At 53.1% G+C, this 19,198-nt stretch carries 16 protein-coding genes and 1 tRNA gene; 10 read left to right on the top strand and 7 right to left on the bottom strand.

Going from position 1 to position 19,198, the window contains the following annotated elements; all coding sequences use genetic code 11:
• The first annotated feature begins 140 nt into the window (after nucleotides 1-140).
• The 5 genes from ACQ66Q_RS14590 (at nucleotide 141) to ACQ66Q_RS14570 (ending at nucleotide 4,376) form a co-directional block, all read left to right on the top strand.
• Nucleotides 141-458 (top strand): hypothetical protein, encoded by a 318-nt coding sequence (locus ACQ66Q_RS14590; RefSeq protein ID WP_430457472.1) that lies wholly within the window; start codon nucleotides 141-143, stop codon nucleotides 456-458.
• 167 nt (nucleotides 459-625) lie between these two features.
• On the top strand, nucleotides 626-1,726 hold the full coding sequence (locus tag ACQ66Q_RS14585) for a hypothetical protein (protein ID WP_430457471.1): 1,101 nt from the start codon (nucleotides 626-628) through the stop codon (nucleotides 1,724-1,726).
• Nucleotides 1,727-1,812: 86 nt separating this feature from the next.
• A complete protein-coding gene (mtnK, locus tag ACQ66Q_RS14580; RefSeq protein WP_430457470.1) occupies nucleotides 1,813-3,015 on the top strand; it encodes an S-methyl-5-thioribose kinase in 1,203 nt (400 codons plus the stop codon).
• Between the two features lie 30 nt (nucleotides 3,016-3,045).
• A complete protein-coding gene (locus ACQ66Q_RS14575) occupies nucleotides 3,046-3,408 on the top strand; it encodes a VOC family protein (protein WP_430457469.1) in 363 nt (120 codons plus the stop codon).
• Nucleotides 3,393-4,376: a sialidase family protein gene (locus tag ACQ66Q_RS14570; protein WP_430457468.1), complete on the top strand. Its 984-nt coding sequence runs from the start codon at nucleotides 3,393-3,395 to the stop codon at nucleotides 4,374-4,376. The genes ACQ66Q_RS14575 and ACQ66Q_RS14570 overlap by 16 nt, the downstream gene beginning before the upstream one ends.
• A gap of 20 nt (nucleotides 4,377-4,396) precedes the next feature.
• Here the strand turns inward: ACQ66Q_RS14570 and ACQ66Q_RS14565 are convergent, their stop codons facing one another.
• Nucleotides 4,397-5,176, bottom strand: a complete 780-nt coding sequence (locus ACQ66Q_RS14565; protein ID WP_430457467.1) for a GGDEF domain-containing protein — start codon at nucleotides 5,174-5,176, stop codon at nucleotides 4,397-4,399.
• A gap of 587 nt (nucleotides 5,177-5,763) precedes the next feature.
• Between ACQ66Q_RS14565 and ACQ66Q_RS14560 the strand changes: the two genes are divergently transcribed.
• The 4 genes from ACQ66Q_RS14560 (at nucleotide 5,764) to ACQ66Q_RS14545 (ending at nucleotide 10,592) form a co-directional block, all read left to right on the top strand.
• Entirely contained in the window at nucleotides 5,764-8,001 is a 2,238-nt protein-coding gene (locus ACQ66Q_RS14560; RefSeq protein ID WP_430457466.1) for a TonB-dependent receptor, read from the top strand.
• A 629-nt stretch (nucleotides 8,002-8,630) separates the two neighbouring features.
• Nucleotides 8,631-9,302: a hypothetical protein gene (locus tag ACQ66Q_RS14555; RefSeq protein ID WP_430457465.1), complete on the top strand. Its 672-nt coding sequence runs from the start codon at nucleotides 8,631-8,633 to the stop codon at nucleotides 9,300-9,302.
• A gap of 169 nt (nucleotides 9,303-9,471) precedes the next feature.
• Nucleotides 9,472-9,834, top strand: coding sequence for a hypothetical protein (locus ACQ66Q_RS14550; protein WP_430457464.1), 363 nt, complete (start codon nucleotides 9,472-9,474; stop codon nucleotides 9,832-9,834).
• 143 nt (nucleotides 9,835-9,977) lie between these two features.
• On the top strand, nucleotides 9,978-10,592 hold the full coding sequence (locus tag ACQ66Q_RS14545) for a DUF5610 domain-containing protein (RefSeq protein WP_430457463.1): 615 nt from the start codon (nucleotides 9,978-9,980) through the stop codon (nucleotides 10,590-10,592).
• A 9-nt stretch (nucleotides 10,593-10,601) separates the two neighbouring features.
• On the opposite strand, the gene ACQ66Q_RS14540 is transcribed toward ACQ66Q_RS14545, so the two are convergent.
• The 6 genes from ACQ66Q_RS14540 to ACQ66Q_RS14515 form a co-directional block, all read right to left on the bottom strand.
• On the bottom strand, nucleotides 10,602-11,000 hold the full coding sequence (locus tag ACQ66Q_RS14540; RefSeq protein ID WP_430457462.1) for a thiol-disulfide oxidoreductase DCC family protein: 399 nt from the start codon (nucleotides 10,998-11,000) through the stop codon (nucleotides 10,602-10,604).
• Between the two features lie 138 nt (nucleotides 11,001-11,138).
• Nucleotides 11,139-13,769 (bottom strand): phosphoenolpyruvate carboxylase, encoded by a 2,631-nt coding sequence (gene ppc / locus ACQ66Q_RS14535; RefSeq protein WP_430457461.1) that lies wholly within the window; start codon nucleotides 13,767-13,769, stop codon nucleotides 11,139-11,141.
• Nucleotides 13,770-14,020: 251 nt separating this feature from the next.
• Nucleotides 14,021-14,794 carry an EAL domain-containing protein gene (locus ACQ66Q_RS14530; protein ID WP_430457460.1) on the bottom strand — a complete coding sequence of 258 codons (774 nt, stop codon included), beginning with the start codon at nucleotides 14,792-14,794 and terminating at the stop codon, nucleotides 14,021-14,023.
• Nucleotides 14,736-16,157, bottom strand: a complete 1,422-nt coding sequence (locus ACQ66Q_RS14525; protein ID WP_430457459.1) for a cation:proton antiporter — start codon at nucleotides 16,155-16,157, stop codon at nucleotides 14,736-14,738. The genes ACQ66Q_RS14530 and ACQ66Q_RS14525 overlap by 59 nt, the downstream gene beginning before the upstream one ends.
• Before the next feature lie 65 nt (nucleotides 16,158-16,222).
• Nucleotides 16,223-17,020, bottom strand: coding sequence for a hypothetical protein (locus ACQ66Q_RS14520; protein WP_430457458.1), 798 nt, complete (start codon nucleotides 17,018-17,020; stop codon nucleotides 16,223-16,225).
• A gap of 90 nt (nucleotides 17,021-17,110) precedes the next feature.
• Nucleotides 17,111-17,184: transfer RNA gene (locus ACQ66Q_RS14515), tRNA-Gly, on the bottom strand.
• A gap of 350 nt (nucleotides 17,185-17,534) precedes the next feature.
• Between ACQ66Q_RS14515 and ACQ66Q_RS14510 the strand changes: the two genes are divergently transcribed.
• Nucleotides 17,535-19,088, top strand: coding sequence for an L-lactate permease (locus ACQ66Q_RS14510; protein WP_430457457.1), 1,554 nt, complete (start codon nucleotides 17,535-17,537; stop codon nucleotides 19,086-19,088).
• Nucleotides 19,089-19,198: the final 110 nt, after the last annotated feature.

The raw sequence follows: 19,198 nt of genomic DNA, 5'->3' as shown, positions 1-19,198 counted from the left end.
GGTGTTAAATCATCCCGCCGCGCGATAAGTGACGCGCCATTCTTTGCAGGAATTCATTTACCTAAGCGCTGAATATTTGTAAAAAAAGAAACTTAATGCTAACGTCAAACGGCCATTTACGCAGAATAAGGACGATTCGGATGTATAAAGTGATCAGCGTTGCCCTCTGTACCCTGATGTTAACCGCTTGTGGCAGTACCCCGCCGGACAGTTTTGCCCGCATTGCCAAAACCAATGTGGTCAAAGCCAATGAGATTGAAAAGAAAAAAGCCACCCCACCGGATGGCACTTTGGAAAAACAAGGTTATATCTGCCGCACCGAACGCCGGATGAATTCGCGTTTTGGTAATACCGTGTGCCGCAGCCCAGCACAAATTGCTGAAGAAAAAGCCATGGCGCGTGAATCGGTGCCACGCCATCGCGACTGTCTGGCCCCTTCATATATGTGTAACGGCTAATAGCGCGCAGGGTTAGGAATACGGATACGCCCGATCAAAATGACCGGGCGTTATTTTTATCTATCTCGCTGATTTGATTGTTTTTGCACAAGACTTTCACGGCTTGCCCAGGGTCACCAGCTCCCGTAATATCGACACTGTGCTTATTGCAGGGAGCCTGTGCAGGGATGTGGATTTTTTTTAAACTGGCAGTGACAGTGATTGCCATCATCAGCCGTTATATTCGTCAATTTGAACCCGACCAACCGGAGCCCAGCGGGCACTGTGATGAAGTCCCGTACTTCGAAACTGAGAAACGTGATAAGCAGGATAAAATCACCGGCTACCAGCTGGGTTATACCTTGCAGACCGACGTGCCCTTTCAAATCGATGCCGAAAGCTCCGCCAGCGCATTTTTTACCTGGTTGGGGATTAGTCGGGAATTTCAGACCGGTGATGAATCCTTTGACCGCCAAGTCTATCTGGGCTGTGACCACCCGCTGCTGCTGAACGCACTACAACAGCACGAGCCGGCGCGGCAAGCCATCCTGGCCTTGCTGAAGTTGCCTGGAGCGAACAAAATCTGGTCGGATGGCACAACCCTCTGGTTTTCCCGAACCTGTGAACACACCTCTGGAGGCACTGAACAGCAGTTACTGCTGCAAGTGGTGCGAGCCTTAACACCAACCGCGGAGGCCACACGACAACAACCCACCCCGTTTTTCTGGCGCTACTTGAGTATTGAGGCTGTGGTCTGGGGCATTTTTGGATATGCCGGTGTTTCGTTTCTCGAATCACGCTTTGTTGGCCACGATTATCATCTCAGCAGCTCTGCAGTGTTACAGACAGGGATATTGGCTAGCCTGATACTTTTTGCAGTGTTGATGACGCTGATAGTGCTGTTACTGCGTGGTTCTTCACGCAGCCACCAGATTGTCACCGAGAGCTTTTTCTTGCTGCTGTTAGCCATCCCCGTTTGCGGGACTCAACTGGTGTCTGATCTCAATCGCAGTCAGGATCAGGCACAAGCCGAGATGGTGCTGGTGCCGATCAAAGACATGAACAGCTACAGCCGCAAAGGGCCTGACGCCTATATCCTGTATGTATCTGCGTCACCTCGATTATTCGGTACGGCTATTCCTCACAAAATCGAAGTCACCGAGGACATTTATCGCATCGCCGCAATCGACAAGCAGCTACTGCTGGTGGTGAAACCCGGCTGGCTGGGTCTGCCTTGGTATCAACGCATGGACGTTTACCCACAACATGCCCAGCTGCGGCCGCGCTAGAACAGTGATGGCTCCCGCACACGCCGCAACCCGTGCTAAAGTCTGCGCCAGACAGCGATAAGCTCAGTATTTATCAAGGAGCCCCTATGCCGGCTTTTAGCCCTTTTACCCCTGAACAGGCCGCTATTTTTGCCAATGATCACAGTGAGTTATTTGGCGAGCACAGCCAGCTGCAAAGTGTCGCTGTTGGCGTGAACACGCAAAACCGGGTGTTTCGGGTGAAAAATCAGTACGGCACCAGTCTGATTGTGAAACAAGTGCTGCCTTATGTCGGTGGTGCCGGTGAAAGCTGGGTTCCAACGCAGGACCGGGCACGGATTGAAGCGGAATTGCTGAAAATTCATGGCGCTTTGGTGCCTGAACATGTTGTCGAAGTGCTGCATTATGATGCCAGTTATTCCGCATTGTTACTGGAAGACCTGAGCCAACTGCAGCTGCTGCGCACCGGGCTGATTGGCGCCAAGCAATATCCGCTACTGGCAGACCATATCAGTACTTATCTGGCACGTTGCAGTTTTTACACTTCGGATTTTGCAATGGACGGCCCGTTTAAAAAAGCCCGGACCACGCAGTTTATGAATCCGCAGTTGTGTCTGATGAGCGAAGAGCTATTTTTTACCGATCCTTACTGCAATCACGACCGCAACCAATTCGACATGGCGTTGCGCCCGCTGGTGCAACAACTGTGGTTTGATGAAGCACTAAAAGCAGAAGTGGCTGAGTTGAAAGCTAAATTTGAGTCTTCCACACAAGCCCTGCTACACGGTGACCTGCAAATCGGTAGTATTTTTGTCGATACTGAACAGACCAAAGTGATTGATGGCGAATACGCCTTTTACGGCCCGATTGGTTTTGATTTGGGTAATTTTCTCGGTAGTTTGCTGCTGCACTATACCGCGCTGCCTGGCCTGATTGCCGATCCTCTGAACCGCCAGCAACAAGCTGAGTATTTACGACAGCAGATTGAACAAACCGAAAGCCTGTTTTGCCAGAAATTCCTTGCGCTAGCGGCACGCGAAACCAAAGATCTTGCGCTGCAAAGTGAGTTATACCAGCAGCGTTTTGTCGCTCAGGTGATTAAAGACGCGCTGGGTTATGCCGGTACTGAAATTCTGCGCCGCGTAATCGGTCAGCAAAAAGTGGCAGACTTCAGCAAAATCAGTGATAAACGGCTGAAGCTGCAATGTGAAACTGCGGCCTTACACCTGGGGCGTAAGCTGATCCTGCAGCACGCTGAGCTTAGCAGTGTCAGCACTGTGCTAGGCTGGTTACAGCAACAACAAAGCTAGTCCTCCACAGAGCAAATCAGGGAGCACATCATGGAAAAAATCACCGGCATTGGCGGCATATTTTTACGCGCCCGCGACCCCAAAGCGCTGGCCGCTTGGTATCAGCAATATCTTGGCGTCATCATTGACGCTGGCCAGACCTATGGCTGTCTGATAGCTAAGGCGGAAGATATGACGGTTTGGTCGACGTTTTCTCATGACACCGACTACTTCGGCAGTCGCCAGCAACAATGCATGGTGAACTACCGAGTCTCGGATCTCGATGCGATGCTGGCGCAATTGCGTGCCGGCGGCGCTGTGGTGGACGACAAGGTGCAGGACGAAGACTACGGCCGCTTTGGCTGGGCGAGTGATCCGGAAGGAAACAGATTCGAATTATGGCAACCAAAATAATCCAGCGCGGCAAACAGCGTTTTTATCCGAAGCAACCAGCATTTTTACAGCTTCGCACAGCCAAAGCACGCTGCATCTGGCGTCGCGGCGACCACAATGCTTTTACCGATTTAGTCTTATTTCGTGGCGCGTTATTTTGTGTATTTCGCGAAGCCTATGCCCATGTATCACCGGATGGTGCGCTAAGGATCCTGAAAAGTAGCAATGGCGGCAAAGACTGGCATTCAGTCGCCTGTATCCGCAGCGACTCCGCTGACCTGCGCGACGGGAAGTTAATCCAGATGCCTGACGGCCGGCTGCAGTTACTCGGCGCCGGTGCTTTACACGACCGCACTCACGGCTCGCATCAGTCATTTATCTGGTTATCCGACGATGGCGAGCACTGGAGCGACGCCATCCCATGTGGTGAAATCAACATCTGGCTATGGCGGTTAACCTGGCAGCAAGACACTGCCTGGGCTGTGGGCTATAGCTGTTTTGCTGATCGTTATGTGCGGCTGTATAAAAGTGACGATGGCGTCAATTTTGCGCCCTGGGTCAGCACGCTGAATAATGCCGGTTATGTTAATGAATCCGGCCTGCTGTTTTTACCGGACGGCCGCGCCATGTGTTTACTGAGGCGCGACCCGCACGTCAGTTTACTCGGCATTGCCAGCCTGCCCTATTTTGACTGGCAATGGCGCGAGCTAAACAAACGCATCGGCGGTCCTGCCTGTATCCAACTGCCCGATGGCCGGATTCTGGCCGCCGTCCGGTTATACGACTATAAAGTCCGCACCAGCCTGTGCTGGCTTGATATCGACAACGCCACGCTGCGCGAATGTCTGGTGCTGCCATCGGGCGGTGACACCAGCTATCCGGGCTTAGTGCTGGATCAGGGCCTGCTGCATATCAGCTATTACTCGTCGCATCAGGGCAAAACCGCGGTGTATCATAGTCAGGTGAGACTAGATGCGCTGAAAGGTTGAAGGATTCGAAGTAGCAGGCACTAGACGTCGCCGTGAATTCTGATCCGCTCGAGACTGTTGTCTGCTGAGGCAATACTGTCGGCAATATAGCCTTTGTTGGCAAAGACGATTTGATTGCGTCCTGCAATTTTCGCCTGATACAAGGCTTTGTCGACTTCCTGATATAGAGCATCGCTATCAAGCTGCCGATTCGCGACCAGCGACAGCAGCCCAATACTTACAGTCACCACTTGCGTCTGCGCGTAATTCATCTGCAGATTTCTGACGTCCTGAAGGATTGATTGGCCAATCACCAATAGATTTGCCGGGTCGCTGATCCGCAGCAGCAGTGCAAACTCATCGCCACCAATCCGCATCGCGAGGTCGCCCGGCCTGCGGGCATGCGCCTGCAGTACCTCACCGACCCTGTACAAGCATTGATCGCCGGCAGCGTGACCAAATTCATCATTAAAACTCTTAAAATGGTCCACATCGATCAGTGCCAGACCGATCAGAGTCTGGTCACGCAGACTACTGCGGATTTCTTGTTGCAGCGACAAATCGAACTGTCGGCGGTTGCCAAGTCCGGTGACAGGGTCTTGTAAAGCCAGCGCCTCAGCGCGCTCTTCGGCCAGTTTTCTCTGAGTGACGTCATGGTGGGAGACGACAAAATAATCAGACACCGCACTGTCACCGAGCTTGCATACCCGCATGGTAAACCAGCGTTGTTTCGTTGGGCTATGGCATGGATATTCATAATAAAAAGATGCTGCTTCTGCATCAACGACGGTCATCATGCCGCTGAGTATTTCAGAGGCCATGCTATCGCCAGTCACGCAGGAACGCCTCAGTACCTCCAGATAATTTTGTCCAATCCACGAACAGCAAGCTGACACGCCGTTGTCGATACCAAATGTCTGCCATGCTCTGTTACACGTCACGATCTGGCCCGATCGATTGATCACCGCTATATGCTCTTCCACCGAATGGAATATGGATTCAAATAATTCAGGAGCTATTGACGTATTTTCCATCTAAATGAATCTTGCTCATGTCCTTATGCACTAAGTTCTGAGACTAGCCACAGATGTCTGGTTGTCAAATAGCAACACCTCCCCGTCCGATCTAGATGACCCATTTTTGCCGGTACAACTATTTACCTTGATGCCACACAAATCACACCAATTAGCAGCGAATATCAGCGTTTTTCGGTAATTACAGCGATATCAAGCAGATGCTGATATAATGACCTGCCGTTTTCTCAGGTGCGTGGTCACTCCAAACCTGAACTCAGCTGACAGATGTGGTTCGGCCTGCTACACCTTAGCAGGCAGCGATTTCTGCTCCGGCGGCATAAGCGCAAAGACGCTTTCTCTATAACAGACAAACACCTAAGGGTAATCCATTGATGAAAAGCAAACATTCTGTGTTAGCCATGCAGATCCATGCGGCATTATTTGCAGCTGCTGTTGGTCTTTCTCCTGTAGCGATGGCGCAGGAAAGTGACAAAGCCAAACAGGACGATCAGCAACTTGAGCGTATTACAGTCACAGCGCAAAAACGCGTCCAGAGCACGCAGGAAGTGCCGATCTCTGTTGCCACTTTAGGCGGCGAGAAATTCGATGCAATTTTTGCCGGCGGTGATGACATTCAGGCGTTAGCGGTCAAAGTACCAGGCTTGTATGCAGAATCATCAAACGGTCGTGCCGCACCACGTTTTTATATCCGTGGCCTCGGCAACACCGACTTTGACCTGGCTGCTTCTCAGCCAGTGTCCATCATCATGGACGACGTGGTGATGGAAAACGTGATCCTCAAAAGCTTCCCGTTATTTGATATGGAAGCAGTAGAAGTGATCCGGGGCCCACAAGGCACTTTATTCGGCCGTAACACCACAGCCGGTATCATCAAGTTCAATACGGCCAAACCACGGCAGGATTTTGATGCATATACCAAATTGTCGGTCGGTAACCTCGGCACGATGAATTTCGAAGGTGCTGCCGGTGGTGGTCTCAGCGATACGCTGTCAGCACGGGTGTCTGTGCTGTCACAAAACCGCGATGACTACATCGACAACGGCTTTAAAAAAGAGAAAGACGTGATGGGCGGCTTCGATGAGAAAGCCGGTCGTGTGCAGTTCCTGTACGAAAGTGGCGATATTGAAGCGCTGTTAAACGTGCATGGCCGCAAACTAGACGGTACTTCGTCAGTATTCCGCGCCAACGTATTTGATAAAGGTAGCAGCGGTCTGAACGGCAATTACGACCGTGATACCGTGTCTTACAACGATGGCGGCAACAACTTCCAGAAATATGACAACTTCGGTGCGTCGTTAAAGCTTGATATTGATTTATCCGGCGGCATGACATTTACCTCTATTACCGCGCAGGAAAATGCCGACGGTAAAGGTAAAGGCGATATCGACGGTGGTACTGAAGCAGGCCCGGGTTTTATCCCGTTCCAGGCCGTGACTGAAGACCAGTTAAAAGATTTAGAACAGTTCACCCAGGAATTCCGCCTGGCCAGCGATACAGCAAGCGACGTGGACTGGCAGGTTGGTGCTTATTACTTTGACTCTTCGTTTGGCGTCACCAGCGTCGACGGTTTCTTTGGTGCCACCACTGTGTACCATGAAAACACCAGCTGGGCGCTGTTTGGTCAAAGCACTTACAACCTGAGCGACCGTTGGGATGTCACTGCTGGCGTGCGTTACACCTACGACGAAAAAGGCTTCACTGTCGGTGAGCAAAACGTCGACGGTTTTGCCTTAGTCATCGGCGCTGCGCAAATCCAGAAATATGCACCGGTTGACGTTGATGACGATGAAATCAGCTGGGAACTGGCGACCAACTATCGCGTGACCGACAACTATTCAGTGTTCGGTCGTCTGGCACACGGTTTCCGTGCCCAGTCGATCCAGGGCCGTGATCTGGCCTTTGAAGGCAATCCTTCAGTCGCTGACTCAGAAACTATTGATTCGGTTGAGTTCGGTGCCAAAGCAGACCTGCTGGGTAATACGCTGCGCTTAAACGGTGCTGTGTTCTACTACAACATCAACGACATTCAATTGTCGGCGATCGGTGGTGCATCACAGGGCAACGCGCTGCTCAATGCCGACAAAGGCACAGGTTATGGCTTTGAAGTGGACGCCGACTGGCGTGTGACGTCTAACCTGACCTTAGGCGGCGGCTTCAGCTACAACGACACTGAACTAAAAGATGCCAACCTGCTGGTGGCGACTTGTGGTTCAGGCGCCTGTACGCCAACCGACAAACTGAATGCGCAGGGCCGTGCTTTTGTTGATGGCAACCCGTTCCCGCAAGCCCCAAAAACCATTCTGACCTTCAATGGCCGTTATGACTTCCCGGTGCCAACCGGTGAGATCTACATCTATGGTGACGTGGCGTTCCAGGGTGAAACTAACCTGTTCCTGTACGAAGCCAAAGAATTTGTCGTCGACGACAATCAGGAAGCCGGTCTGCGCATCGGTTACATGAACTACGACGGTAACTATGAAGTGGCGTTGTTTGGCCGCAATATCACCGACGAAGACAACGTCAAAGGTGCAATTGATTTCAACAACAACACTGGTTTTGTCAACGAACCACGGATCATCGGCGTCGAATTTAAGAAGAACTTCTTCTAAATCCGTCCCGCGATGATCGCACGTCGCGTGTTTGCATGAAAAAAGGAGCTGATTTCAGCTCCTTTTTTGTCATTAATTCAATTGGATACTGTATTTGTCGCGACCGACAGAGACAGTGAAAATGCCATTTTCACTCTGCGTAGCAAACTGATAGGCATGCTCGATGAAGCCGACTCTTCAAGTGCGCTGCCAATCAAAACCACAAGACGCAGGGCATCCTGATCTTCGTTGTGGATCTGCAAGCGACACAACGAATTCAGGTACTCGATGTATTTGACCTTTAACGCCTGTCATTGCTCCCACGAAGTCGCCCCTGACATCAGCACGCACCGCCTGCCACAAAGTCGAATGCAGGGAAAAGCCCTGACGACGATGACACTACCACAGTCACCCCAAACTACACCCGCTGGTCACGCTCTGCACCACATGACTACACCCGCCCTTTAACCTTAACCTTCAAACTCATTGATTAGGGAAATATGATGGGCCTGCACAAGTGGCGATTTATCTGGCTGCTCCCGATTTTTATAGCAGCCTGCGGCGGACAACAAACCGAGACGGCCCCAACGCTGCCCCCGGTCAGCACAGTCCCGACCGAACCGCTACCTGAAACTGGCCCGAATCAAGCTGTGCCGGACAATCGTCAGCTGAATTCGTTGCAGATTCTGCTGTTTGGCAATAGTCATTCCGGCAGCCACAATTTGCCAGGCACTTTGCAGACCTTGTTACGGCAAGGGACCAGCAAAACGGTCAGTGCGCTGCGCGCCGGTGGCGCGCCGTATCTGGACGAACGGCTCGACGATCAGGTCAGCCGGCCTTTGCTCGAAAGCAGCCAATGGAGCCATCTGATCCTGCAAGCGCAGAAATACTCGACCACCGGACTCTATAACTATTCAACAGCGGGCGCTAAAAGCTGGATTGCGCTGGCAAAAGCCCGTGGTGTCACACCAGTGCTGTTTCCCGAACATCCACGCGCGGGCAACAATGAAGAAGGCATGCGCATCTTCCGGTTGCATCAGCAAATTGCTGCCGAACAGGCGGCCTGTGTCGCGCCGGTTGGGCCGGTTTGGGATCAGGTACTGCAACAGTATCCGGATATGACGCTGCACAGCGAAGATGGTAATCACGCCGCACCTGCCGGCGCTTTACTGACCGCGTACATTTTATATGAGGTAATTAGCGGCCGGCCGGCCGATGCATTACCCGATTTACCCGATCTGGCAGTGCCGGTGAGCAGTCAGCGCATCCTGCGCAATGCCGCATCGGCAGGGGTACGCCAATATCCGGCGTGCCCGTTCTGAGCCGATGCCAGGTCAGAACCGACCAAGGATTGATAAAGTTCAGATATTGTTGTGATTTTTGCGACAGAGACATGTTGTATCCCGATGAGGCGGGTTAGCGTTTGGCTGACCGGAAGCTCCGGGCTACATCTGATTATTTCTGTAAAACAACCATCCAAGGGACAATATCATGAAAAAATCATTACTGACTGCCGCACTGTTACTCAGCGCGATGGCAACTGGCACCGCACAAGCTGCTGATATGGAATGCCGCGTCGGTACCACGCAAAACAGTGGCTGGAGCAACTATTGCTTTGGCATGAATTACACGCTGAACTACAACCCGGTCAACGCATATTTCCGCATCCAGAATCTCGCCGCACCGGTGGCGCAGGTACTTTGGCAAGGCGGCCAGAACTGCTCAGCGACATCAACCAGCTGCAACTTCAAAATTACGCCTTACCAGGAGCATGTGGTCAGCGCAATTGTGCTTTATACCAACGGCACCTACGAATCTGTATCAGCCACGGCACAGTTTGAAACCGGTTTCTAAGCCGGATTTTGCCGACTGCAGGCCGGATCATTCCGGCCTTGCTGAAAAAAAACGCAACAACGGCAAATTCTTGCTCAAGTAGCGGCAACTTCCTGCCGATAACACGGCTATAGTCTGTCTAACTGAGTCAGGGAATCGCCACCATGAGTATCCAACCGACCGTCAGTACCGCCGCCAGCCGCTATCAGGCCAACAGCAACCCCGTTGAAGACACCAGCAAAAAGCCCAGCGCCAGTGAACTGTCCGAAGCCAATAAACGGCAGCTCAATCAAACCATTCTCGATAACCAACTGTCACTAAGTCTGCAATCCGACGATAAAGCGATGAATTTGCTGTATCGGGCGATCAGCGATGCAGTCGAAAAACGCCTGGCCGCGCAGTCGCCGAGAGGGCAAAACCAGGACAACAGTCCTGAGGCGACAGCAGAGACTGGCCTGAATAAAACCTACAGCAACGAAGACACTTCGCCCCAGGCCACCGCCGATCGGATTGTTGGTTTCGCCACTAATTTTTACCAGGCGTTTCGCGAACAAAACCCGGAACTTAACGACGAAGACGGCCTTGAGCAGTTTATGCAGGAGATTGGTAAAGGGATCGATCAAGGCTTTGCCGACGCCCGCGATATCCTGACCGGGCTGAAAAAACTCGAAGGCAAAGTCGCCACGGATATCGACGAGACTTACAGTCTGATCCAGCAAGGCTTGCAGGAATTTAAAGAGCGGACATTAAAGCCAAAAACTGAAGACATCACCGGCTGATCAACAGCATCAGTCGCGCCGGGCGCAGCTGCCACTATCGCAACGCGCCTGACCGGTCAGCCAATACGACACCCGGTAGCGGTTGGCGGCAAACCACAAATAGATTTTATCGGCAAACCAACGGATCAGCGGCCAGCGTAAAAATGCCGTGCGATGGCCTTTGCCCACCGCAGACCAGGCCGCATGCGTTGAATCCAGCCCGCGCAAAATAACGCCATCGGCAGTCAGTGACAGTAAAATACGCCCCGCTTCTGCCACATCGATTTGTGGATACAGTTGCGCCATTTCCGCCTGCTGAATATCCACCAGCGTCAGCTTGTGCCCGTCTGGATCGATACGACGCAAATGCGCCATCTCGCGTACACAGAGCGGACAAAAACCGTCATAAAAAATGGTCAGCGTGGTCATAGCGAAGATCCCATCAAAGTACTGCTGTAACACCCTGTTCTGGTTACGCCCGGGCAGACAGTCCGATCAACCACAGCGCGAAAAAACAAAAAGCCCGTATCTGCACAGACAAATACGGGCTTGTTCAACAACGGCGGTTTAACCCGAGTTGCGCATCCCGGCGGCGATACCGGCGATAGTGACCATCAGCGCCCGTTTGATATTGTCATTGACGGTTTCCGGCGCATGCCGTACCCGTTTCAGCAACTCCACCTGCAGGATATGCAGCGGATCGACGTAAGTGTTTCTGAGCATAATCGATTCGCGGATCCAGGCTTCGTTGGCCATTAAATCCGGCCGGTCGATCAGCTGCAGCAACAACGCTGTGTCGGCCGACAGCTGGCTGCGCAACTGCGCACCAAGGCCAAGCAGATGTTCTGGTACCAGTTTCTCATCATAATATGCAGCAATTTGCGCATCGGCTTTCAGATAAACCATTTCCAGCATCGACAGGCGCGTGGCGAAAAACGGCCATTGCGCCCGCATTTCGTGCAGCAGCGCAGTCTGACCTTGCGCGACGGCTTCGGCCAGTGCGGAGCCGGCACCAAGCCAGGCTGGCAGCATCAAGCGGTTTTGCGACCAGGCGAAGATCCATGGAATGGCACGCAGACTTTCGACGCCGCCGTTTGGATTGCGTTTTGGTGGCCGGCTGCCCAGTGGCAACTGCCCCAGTTCCAGCTCTGGTGTCGCGGCACGGAAATACGGCACAAATTCCGGATGATGCCGCACCACAGCACGGTAGGCGTCGCACGAGGTCGTCGCCAGCTGCGCCATTAATGCACGCCACTCTGGTTTGGGTACCGGCGGTGGTAACAACACGCCTTCGAGCACAGCCGAGGCGTACAAGGCCAACGAGCGCTGCGCCAGTTTGGACAAACCAAACTTAAAGCGGATCATCTCGCCCTGTTCTGTCACACGCATGCCGCCGGCGAGGCTACCTGGCGGTTGCGACAAGATCGCAGCGTGCGCCGGACCACCGCCACGGCCGATAGTACCGCCACGACCGTGGAATAAAGTCAGTTGCACTTTCGCCTGCTGACAGATCGCCACTAAGGCTTCCTGCGCGCTGTATTGCGCCCACGAAGCGGCAATAGCGCCAGCGTCTTTGGCCGAATCGGAATAACCGATCATCACTTCCTGCTTGCCCTGGATATAACCGCGATACCAGTCAATACCGAGCAACTTGCTGATACATTCCGGCGCATTGGTTAAATCCGCCAGCGTTTCGAACAAAGGCGCCACCCGCATCGGGAAACTGATGCCAGCTTCTTTTAACAACAGCTGCACAGCCAGCACGTCAGAAGGTTTACCCGCCATCGAAATGACGTAAGTGGATAATGCTTCAGCACCATGGCGCGCCACAATGTCACAGGTATCCAGCACTTCGCGCACTTCGGCGCTGGGTTGCCAGTTACGCGGGAACAATGGCCGTTTGCTGGCCAGTTCATTTAATAAAAATGCCTGCCGCGCCGGCTCTTCCCAGTGCGCATAATCGCCAATACCAAGATATTGCGTGAACTCACTGAACACCTGCGTGTGACGGCCGGATTCCTGCCGCACATCGAGTTTTAATAAGGTCAGACCAAAAGCATAGGCGCGGCGGATAGTGTCGAGCAGCAAACCATTGGCGATCACGTCCATTTTGCAGTCGCGCAGCGAGTGATAACACAGCAGCAGGGGTTCCAGCAGTTGCTGGTTATGCCACAGCAAATCATCCGGGCGCTGCAGACGATCATGTTTCAGTGCTTCGGTCAGCCAGTCACGCGTGTGCAGCAGTTTGCCGCGCAGCACTTTTAATAAATCCCGGTACGGCTCGGTAGAGCCTGGCACTGCGGCTTGCAGCGCAGCGTTGGCAGGGTTCATTGACAACTCGTTGCCGAGAATATCCAGGTCGTGCGCAAATAAATCAGCGGCTTTCCAGCGACTCAGTAACAGCACCTGGCGGGTGACTTTGGCCGTCACAAAGGGGTTACCGTCGCGATCGCCACCCATCCAGGAAGAAAAACGGATCGGCGCTGCATCCAGTGCCAAACCATGGCCGAGCACCGGCGTTAACGCCTCATCCAGTTCGCGGATAAATTCCGGAATCGCCTGCCACAACGATGTTTCAATCACGGCGAAACCGGATTTGGCTTCATCGACCGGCGTTGGCCGCTGTTCGCGGATCTCATTGGTATGCCAGGCCTGGGTGATTAAATCACTGAGGCGGGCGTCCAGTCGTGCCAATTCGTGCGCGGTTAAATCCTGTTCACGCTGGGCCAGACAATCGGCAATTTGCGTCAGCTTGTAAATCAACGTGCGGCGCGTCACTTCGGTTGGATGCGCAGTCAGGACTAATTCGATGGATAAATCTGCCACCGCCTGACGGGTCTTTTCCACATCGACCTGCTGACTTTTTAATAAGGTCAGTAATTCCTGCAGCGGTTGTGGTTTTTCAATCGACGCTGCGCCGTCTTTACTGATGGTGTGATGTTGTTCGGCCAGATTGGCCAGATTCAGGAACTGGGCAAAAGCACGGGCGACCGGCAGGATCTCATCGTCGGTCAGGCTGGCCAGGATCTGTTTGAGCTGTTGATCCTGTTGTTCAGTGCCGGCACGGGCTTGTTTGGCGAGTAAACGGATTTGCTCAATCCGCTCTAATAACGCAGGTCCGAGCTGGTTACGAACCGTATCCCCTAATTGTGTGCCAAGCAAACCCACGTTCGCTCTTAAGGCAGCATATTGCGACATATTCCCACTCTCCTCGTTGCATTGCCTGCCTTGTTGCTCACAGCCGCCTTGTGGCACGCTCTGGCGTTTTTTTCTGCAGTTTCATCTCACCCTAACCCGATTTTTGTTAGTACTCAACACTGACAGATTACAAAAACAGCAACAAAACAGACTTTCAGGCGTTTAGATGGCTTTATGTCGAGATGGAATTAAATCTTTGAGATCGCAATGATGTGGCGAAAGGTGCGCAAGGCCGGTCTGTGTTGGCAGCGTTAATTCTGCCAACAATGCAGTTCTGCCTCGGTTTGCAGCACTTCCAGCTGCGGCCGGGCAAAGAAATATCCCTGGAACCAGTCAATACCCTGCGCGGCCAGATAAGTCAGCTCCGCCGCAGTCTCAACCCCTTCTGCCAGCACTTTGCAGCCTAATAGCGCACATTGTGTGAGGATCTGCTGCAATCTTTGTTGTTTTTCAGTGGATTGATCAATATCGCGGATCAACGCCATATCGAGTTTCAGCACGCGCGGTTTCAGTGAATGTAACCAGTCTTCATGGGCAAAGCCGGCACCAAAATCATCGATGGCAGTGATAAAACCGCGTGCGGCATAACTCTGGAAGATCTTCAGCAAATGACTGTGGCTGAGGATTTGCTCGCCTTCCGTCACTTCAAACATGATGTTACGGATATCAAAGCCATACAAGTCAGCTGCCTCTATCGTGGCGCGGATGCAGGTCTCAGGGTTATACACCGCATTGGGCATAAAATTGATACTGAGCAGTTTGTTCAGCCCCAGTCGGGTTGCGGTTTCAATCGCTTTGACCCGGCAGGCCTGGTCAAAATAGTACTTATTGTGTTCGTTTATCCGCGCCAGCACAGTGGCAGCGCCTTCACCCTGACTGCCACGCACCAGCGCTTCATAACCAACGATCGACTGACTCGACCACTCGATAATTGGCTGAAACGCCATGCGGATCTCAAAACCAAGGTCAGCGCCACTTAAACAATCGTGGCAGCTTTGTTGTTGAATCTGTGGCGGAAACTGCATCTTTATTGGCTCCTGCTTCAACGGCCGACCGTGGAATCATAGCAGGAACAACAGGCAGCTCCACCTGTTGTTTCAGCGGATCAGACCAATGCCATTTTATTAGGACCGTCGGGGATATTTCCTGCCAGCTATCCGGTTGGCTCAAGCGGATCACTGGTTTATTCTCAGCATGGGCTAAACCGGCCTCGCCGGCAAACCGGAAGGCAAATGCCGCCAGCGGGGGACCGATAGTTTCAAACAGTGTCACAGCGCCCAATACAACGGCGCTGATCACGGCGGCATGTTCAGCACTCAGGCCGCTGCTGGTTTGAGCCAGACCAATCGCCAGCCCGGCCATAGGTACCAGCAACATGCCGGTACTGGCACTGGCCCGCGCACGTTGGCGCTGCATGGTACCGGCCAGCCACAATATCAATACTTTAGCTACCGAGCGCACCACAACCAACGACACTATCACCAAACCAAACTGCCACAGCGCACTGAGCTGTAATTTGGCGCCGGCAAAGACAAATAACACGATGAAAAACAGCTCAAACGCAGCGCCAAAATTCAGTTCAGACACCAGTGGCCCGCGCTCCAGACTGCGTACGGTGATCCCGACCAACAACGGCGCAAACAGTGCCGATAATTGCAGCTGCTGCGCCAAAGCCAGGGTCAGCATCAGACTGCCGATCACCAGCGCCATTTTGTATTGCTCCGCTTTTTGTGTGCGCAGACAAAGGAAATGTAACAGGCTGCCGATCAGCACGCCCAGCAACGCGGAACCAAATAGCAGATACAACGGCTGCAAAATCACCCGACCTAAACCGGCCTGCTGGTCCAATAACAATGCCGGGATCACCGCGGCAAACACCAGAAAAGACCAACAGTTGTTCAGTGCCACCAGCGTTTTAGCCGTTTCGGTGACCGGGCCTTTCGCGCCGGTTTCATGGGCGACGTGCAGCAGTACCGCCGGAGAAGATGAAATCAGAATAGCGCTAATCAGCGCAGACAGTACCACACTGAAATCGAGCCAGTGCAACACAAAAAAACAGGCGATAAAAGTGACACTGGCTTCAGCCAACGAGGTCAGCACCAACGCCGGGTGCTGACGGATAAAGCGTAAGTCCAGTGAAGTACCAAGCCGGTATAAAATCAATGCCAGCGCGATATCAACTAAAATGCGTGCGTCCAGCAGCGTTTGTTTGTCCAGCAAACCAAGACCACTGGGCCCGATCAAAAAACCCACCACCATAAAACCGGTGATGCTGGGTACCCAACGCGTCAGATGCGCCAGATATCCCCCTAAAGCCCCCACCAGCAGTAACAAAGCAAATGCCAGCAAAGGGCTGAAAGTGAAGGCCGTGGTCGGTAAAAAATCCATCGATGCACTCCGCAACCGCAAAAAGGGTAAGACTGAGTCTGATCGAATAGTTCAGCGCTCGCGAGTTAACGCGGGCAAAAACTCAGTTGAAATGCTGGTTCATCGCCAAATTGCCAACGAATGTCAGCGCCAAAAGGCAAATCCAATACTCCGGCAAAAGAGCCGGTGATCAGCACCTGACCAGCCCGCAGCGCTATCCCTTGCGACCGTAAAAAATTCACCAGCCAGGGTAAAGGCGCCCGTGGATTGTCATTTGGATGGCGCGCGGCGTGGATCACAGGTGCCTGATTGCTCTGCGTCAGCGTCAATGCAAAACTGGCCAGCTCCGGGCCATTGAGCACAGGCCCAAGCCAAAGCCCCTGATTAAACAAACCATCAGCCAGCTGATCCGGATAGACCGCACCTGCATCCGGCTGATACCGGCTTTGGATCAGCTCCAGCGCGAGATGCGGCGTGCCGATCAGCGCAAACACATCCGCATCACTTAATGTCTGATCACCCGGTAACAGATCCGCCAGCAGCGGATAAGCATATTCCGGTTCAACCCGGGCCAAGCCGGCGCCAGATGGCCGCAGCGCACATTGCGTCCCTTGCTGCAGCTCGTTTTGATACAAAGGACCCAGCACGATTTTCAACTGACCATTGGCATCGACCGACGGCAAACCACATTTCCAGCCAATCACGGCGCTGTATTGCGTCGCGACCTGTAATTGCACCGCGAGTGCGTCAGCCAATAAAAGCGGTCGGTATTGATCGGCCAACAGACCTGCTGGCTGGCCAATCTGGCGTCTTTGCAGCAGTTGCTGCGCCGCAGCGTCGATTTGATCGGCAGAAAAATTGGGGGTGAGTGGCGACACAGGCATAACACAAGGCTCCGGCTTTTGCTGAAATCAGAAGGACACAACCAGCACTATAACGGCGGAGCAGAACAGACAACAAGCATGCAGCTGCAGTGGAGCGGGCGATGGGAATCGAACCCACGGCACCAGCTTGGGAAGCTGGGGTATTACCATTATACGACGCCCGCATCTTGAGATGCCGGCGCAGTGTGGCAAAAATGCCGGCGTAGTTCAAGTGCTTGCATTCACGCAGCAGATTCGCGTCTGTCGGTTGCTGATAAATTATGCGATTCTAGCCCTGCCAGAATTCCAGGCCTTGCAACCTTGCGTAGGCTTGGCACGTCAATACTCTCAGTTCGCGACCAATATTCACCGACTTCGACACTCGCATGTTCTCTGTTAGTGAAGCTTCATATTACACTCAGCAGTGCCGGCTGCCGAGACAGTCGGGATATGCACCGAACTTGCTGATACGTAATGCGATGCAAACCGACGAATGTCGCTACCCTTTCTAATTGTGCCGTCCGGAGCCTGACCGTTGATCTTATTAACCGCCTTAGCCCCACTTCTGCTGGTCCTGATTTTGTTGATTGGGTTTCGTTTAAAAACTTCTGTTGCCATGGCAGTAGCTTTCGCCGTCAGCAGTGTCCTCGCTTACCACTATTGGGAAATTCCACTGACAAATCTTGCTGCAGCGACTGTCGAAGGCGTCATTATCGCTGCAACCGTCTTGTGGATTATGGCGGGTGCCTTGTTTCTGTTGGCCTATCAGAAGCAAACCGGTCAGCTTGACGTCATTCGCCACGGTTTTGCTAAATTAAGCCCCGATCCTCGCCTGCAGCTGCTGTGGGTCGGCTGGTTTGGGGTGGCTTTTCTGGAAGGGATCGCCGGCTTTGGCACACCGGCCGCCATTTTGGCACCTCTGTTGGTCACACTCGGCTTTTCCCCGATTGCTGCCGTGGTGCTGACGCTGATTGCTGATTCTGCACCGGTCAGTTTTGGCGCTTTAGGCACCCCACTGCTGATTGGTGTCGCGCAGGGCGCTCAATTGCCAGCAACCGAACTACTGGCTGTAGCAAACCAATTGGTGTTGTTAGACTTGTTTGCCGCGCCGGTACTGCCTGTGCTGATGTTGGTGCTGTATTGCCGGCTGTTTAATCCAAAGCTTCCGCTAAGACCGGCGTTGCCACATGCACTGGTGGCCGGCTTTGCTTACAGCATCAGTGCCTGGTGCTGGTTACAACTGGCTGGTCCGGAATTTCCATCTGTGCTGGCTGCTTTGTCAGGTTTTCTGGTCAGCTACCTGTACCAGCGCTGCAGGCCAATGGCCGGCGCGGTCACAGTGACCACACCCGACAGCGGCAACAGCGTCACCTCCCGACAAATCTGGTCGGCACTGGCTCCCTATCTGGCTGTCATTCTGCTGTTACTGCTCAGTCGTTTACCCGAGCTACCATTTAAAGCAGCGTTATTATCTTACCAATGGTCATTTGACCACCTGTTTGGCACGACCATCAGCACACAGGTCACCCCTTTGTATCTGCCTGGCACGCTATTTATCCTGGTGGTTCTGCTATTTCTGTTGAACCGATGCAAGCCGGGCGCACTGTTATTGTCCTGTTGGCAGGATTGCTGGCCTAAGCTCAGTGGCGCAGCGCTGACGCTGCTGTTTGCGCTGCCGCTGGTCCGGCTATTTGTCCATTCAGAGGTCAATACTGCCGGATTACCTGCGATGCCAGCGTATTTGGCGACTGTGGCAGGCAATTCTCTGGCTGAGTATTGGTTAGGCTTTAGCGCCTTATTGGGTGCACTCGGCGCTTTTATCGCCGGTTCGGCGACTTTCTCGAATCTGTTGTTTGCAGAAATGCAGCTCAATTTAGCAAAACAAGCTGCGCTTGACCCAACGCTGGTCCTGGCATTGCAGATGCTCGGCGCCAATGCAGGTAATATGGTCTGTCTGCTTAATTTGGTTGCGGCGGCCAGCGTTGTTGGCTTACAGGGGCAAGAACGCTCCCTGCTCAAACTAACCGTTGGTCCGATGCTGATTTATCTGTTGCTCGGCAGCGTTACCGCTTGGGCACTCTTTGGCTGATAGTTGTTGGGTCTTGATTAAGCTGCACGACGAATGCCGGATAAAAAAAGGCCGGGAGTTCCCGGCCTGTAAAGAGTTGCCTGCCTGTTATTGTCTGGCAAAGCCAGCGA

Origin of the sequence: Rheinheimera sp. (assembly GCF_965283995.1) — a bacterium.
In the GTDB taxonomy this organism is placed as follows: domain Bacteria; phylum Pseudomonadota; class Gammaproteobacteria; order Enterobacterales; family Alteromonadaceae; genus Pararheinheimera.
This window is presented reverse-complemented; position numbering and strand designations above follow the sequence as displayed.

What these genes read in the sequence shown, in the direction of transcription:
- ACQ66Q_RS14590 (WP_430457472.1), top strand. Translation starts at nt 141, where the DNA reads ATGTATAAAGTGATCAGCGTTGCCCTCTGTACCCTGATGTTAACCGCT.
- ACQ66Q_RS14585 (WP_430457471.1), top strand. Translation starts at nt 626, where the DNA reads ATGTGGATTTTTTTTAAACTGGCAGTGACAGTGATTGCCATCATCAGC.
- mtnK (WP_430457470.1), top strand. Translation starts at nt 1,813, where the DNA reads ATGCCGGCTTTTAGCCCTTTTACCCCTGAACAGGCCGCTATTTTTGCC.
- ACQ66Q_RS14575 (WP_430457469.1), top strand. Translation starts at nt 3,046, where the DNA reads ATGGAAAAAATCACCGGCATTGGCGGCATATTTTTACGCGCCCGCGAC.
- ACQ66Q_RS14570 (WP_430457468.1), top strand. Translation starts at nt 3,393, where the DNA reads ATGGCAACCAAAATAATCCAGCGCGGCAAACAGCGTTTTTATCCGAAG.
- ACQ66Q_RS14565 (WP_430457467.1), bottom strand. Translation starts at nt 5,176, where the DNA reads ATGGCCTCTGAAATACTCAGCGGCATGATGACCGTCGTTGATGCAGAA.
- ACQ66Q_RS14560 (WP_430457466.1), top strand. Translation starts at nt 5,764, where the DNA reads ATGAAAAGCAAACATTCTGTGTTAGCCATGCAGATCCATGCGGCATTA.
- ACQ66Q_RS14550 (WP_430457464.1), top strand. Translation starts at nt 9,472, where the DNA reads ATGAAAAAATCATTACTGACTGCCGCACTGTTACTCAGCGCGATGGCA.
- ACQ66Q_RS14545 (WP_430457463.1), top strand. Translation starts at nt 9,978, where the DNA reads ATGAGTATCCAACCGACCGTCAGTACCGCCGCCAGCCGCTATCAGGCC.
- ACQ66Q_RS14540 (WP_430457462.1), bottom strand. Translation starts at nt 11,000, where the DNA reads ATGACCACGCTGACCATTTTTTATGACGGTTTTTGTCCGCTCTGTGTA.
- ppc (WP_430457461.1), bottom strand. Translation starts at nt 13,769, where the DNA reads ATGTCGCAATATGCTGCCTTAAGAGCGAACGTGGGTTTGCTTGGCACA.
- ACQ66Q_RS14530 (WP_430457460.1), bottom strand. Translation starts at nt 14,794, where the DNA reads ATGCAGTTTCCGCCACAGATTCAACAACAAAGCTGCCACGATTGTTTA.
- ACQ66Q_RS14525 (WP_430457459.1), bottom strand. Translation starts at nt 16,157, where the DNA reads ATGGATTTTTTACCGACCACGGCCTTCACTTTCAGCCCTTTGCTGGCA.
- ACQ66Q_RS14520 (WP_430457458.1), bottom strand. Translation starts at nt 17,020, where the DNA reads ATGCCTGTGTCGCCACTCACCCCCAATTTTTCTGCCGATCAAATCGAC.